Below are 2,641 nucleotides of genomic sequence, written 5' to 3' on the forward strand. Positions count from 1 at the left end.
TATATCAGTCATTGGTGCTTTATGTGGCAGCTCATGGTAAAAGTCGGAATCGCTTGCTTGATAATGCATGCGGGTATAAAAGTTAACCCCTAGGTAATCTAGCGGTTGAGCAATTATTTCCATGTCGCCATCTAAAATATCTGGGCGGTGGGCTTTAGGTAATTGCTTAATAATATCAGGGTATTTACCTTGCATTACAGGCTGCATGTACCATTGGTTTATATAGTCATCAGCAAATGCAGTGGCTTTTAAATCGTCTTCACTTTGGGTAACTGAGTAACAAGGCGTAAAGTTAAGTACAATACCGTTTAGTGTATTTGGGCTATTTTTAGCAAGTACTTGCATAGCCAAACCGTGACCCAGTAATAAGTGGTGCGCGGCTTTACGACCAAATTCGCGACCTACTATGCCAGGCGCATGTACGCCTATTTCGTAACCTAAGTAAGAGCTGCAAAACGGCTCGTTTAAGGTGGCGTAAGAGTGCACACGTTCCCCAAAAGCTTTGGTAATTAAATCTGTGTAATGTGCAAATTCGTAAGCGGTGTTACGGTTTAGCCAACCGCCTTCATCTTCAATATGTTGTGGTAAATCCCAGTGATACAGCGTTACAAAAGCTTTAATGTTACGGCGTTTTAATTCATCTAAAATGTCGATATAAAACTTAACGCCTGTCGGGTTTAAGTGACCGCTTTTAGTCATTACACGCGGCCACGAAATAGAAAGTCTGTAAGCGTCTACACCTAATGATTCAATTAAGTTTATATCGTCTTTCCAGCGAGTGTAGTGCTCGCAGGCTACATCGCCATTTGAATTGTCGACTATTTTGCCTTCTTTACTGCAAAAGGTATCCCAAATACATGGCAAGCGATCAGCTGCGCCGCCTTCAATTTGAAATGAGGCCGTAGCTACACCATAAGTAAAATTTTTGGCTAAAAGTGGTGAGCCACTAGGTAAAGATAATTGTTTCATTAAGAGAAAACCTCTGCTTCTTTTTTGGTAAAGTTTGCTTTGTATAGAGCGTATATTAAATTCATTATTGGAAGCGCTTCCATATTTAATTTGATTAATCACTAAGTATGGTATTTAATAACTTTAAGGAAGCGCTTCCATATTTAGGTTAGTGGCTATTGTTAAACAGGTCAATAGTTAAATTTAAATAACAAATAGGCGCTCACAAAATCACACTGACACAACACAGGGCTATAAAAATGAAAAAAAGCTTAAACACTAACAGGTTACACATGCTCCCAATTTTAATAGGAGGGTTGTGCGTTTTAAGTGGGTGTAATAAACAAGAGATTAACGCAAATAATAGCCAAAGCGCCGTAGCCAAAAAGGCTGAGCATGAGCAAGGGGATTTATCACTTTGGCCAACCCTTAAAAGTAAGGTAGTTAAAACGCCCGAAATTGAAAATACAATTGCACAGTATTTAAAAACAATGACGCTTGAGCAAAAAGTAGCGCAAATGATCCAACCTGAAATTCGCGATATTAGTGTTGAAGACATGCGCAAATACGGTTTTGGTTCGTATTTAAATGGCGGTGGCTCTTTCCCAAATGCTAATAAGCATGCAACGCCTGCAGATTGGATAACACTTGCTGAGAGCATGTATCAGGCATCAGTTGATGACTCAATTGATGGCAGTAAAATTCCGACCATGTGGGGCACTGATGCAGTACATGGCCATAATAATGTGATTGGGGCGACGTTATTTCCGCACAATATTGGTTTAGGTGCTGCTAATAACCCCGCATTAATTGAGCGCATTGCAGCAGCTACTGCGATAGAGGTAATGGCAACAGGCATAGATTGGGTGTTTGCACCGACTGTTGCGGTTGTGCGCGACGACCGATGGGGCAGAACGTACGAAGGCTACTCAGAAGACCCTGCAATTGTACGTGAGTATTCAGCCGCAATTGTAAACGGATTGCAAGGCAGAGCCGATGAGGACTTTTTAAGTGACAAACGCGTAATTAGCACTGTTAAGCACTTTTTAGGCGATGGCGGCACGGTAGATGGCGACGATCAAGGGGACAACATTGATAGCGAAGAGACGTTATATAACATTCATGCACAAGGTTATATAGGAGGCTTAACCGCAGGTAGTCAGTCGGTTATGGCATCGTTTAATAGCTGGAATGGTAAAAAAAATCACGGCAATAAATACTTACTTACCGATGTGTTAAAAACAAAAATGGGTTTTGATGGCTTTGTTGTAGGCGATTGGAACGGACACGGACAAGTTGCAGGCTGTACAAATGAAAGTTGCCCACAGGCTGTTAATGCGGGGCTTGATATTTTTATGGTGCCAACGGGTGCTTGGAAACCACTTTATGAAAATACAATTAAACAAGTAAAAGCGGGCACAATAACAATGGCGCGAATAGATGACGCCGTAGCACGTATTTTACGCGTTAAATTACGCGCGGGTTTATTTGATAAACCAAGCCCCGCAAATCGAAAATATTCAGGTAAATTAGAACTAATAGGTGCGCCAGCACATCGCGATATTGCCCGCCAAGCTGTACAAGAGTCGTTAGTACTGCTTAAAAACAACAACCATTTATTACCGTTTAACCCATCAAGCAACATACTCATAGCAGGCGATGCGGCCGATAACATAGGCAAGCAATCGGGTGG

General features: G+C 41.6%; 2 protein-coding genes. One reads left to right on the plus strand and one right to left on the minus strand.

Translation table 11 applies throughout. The features are described 5' to 3' along the window. On the minus strand, window positions 1–969 hold a 969-nt coding region (locus L654_RS0100225), incomplete at its 3' end, for a family 1 glycosylhydrolase (protein ID WP_024606911.1). Window positions 970–1,208: 239 nt separating this feature from the next. On the opposite strand from L654_RS0100225, the gene L654_RS0100230 reads away from it, so the two are divergent. After that, window positions 1,209–2,641 (plus strand): glycoside hydrolase family 3 N-terminal domain-containing protein (locus L654_RS0100230; protein ID WP_024606912.1); only part of this gene is annotated, 1,433 nt, incomplete at its 3' end.

The organism is Pseudoalteromonas sp. TAB23 (assembly GCF_000498075.1).
GTDB lineage: Bacteria > Pseudomonadota > Gammaproteobacteria > Enterobacterales > Alteromonadaceae > Pseudoalteromonas > Pseudoalteromonas arctica.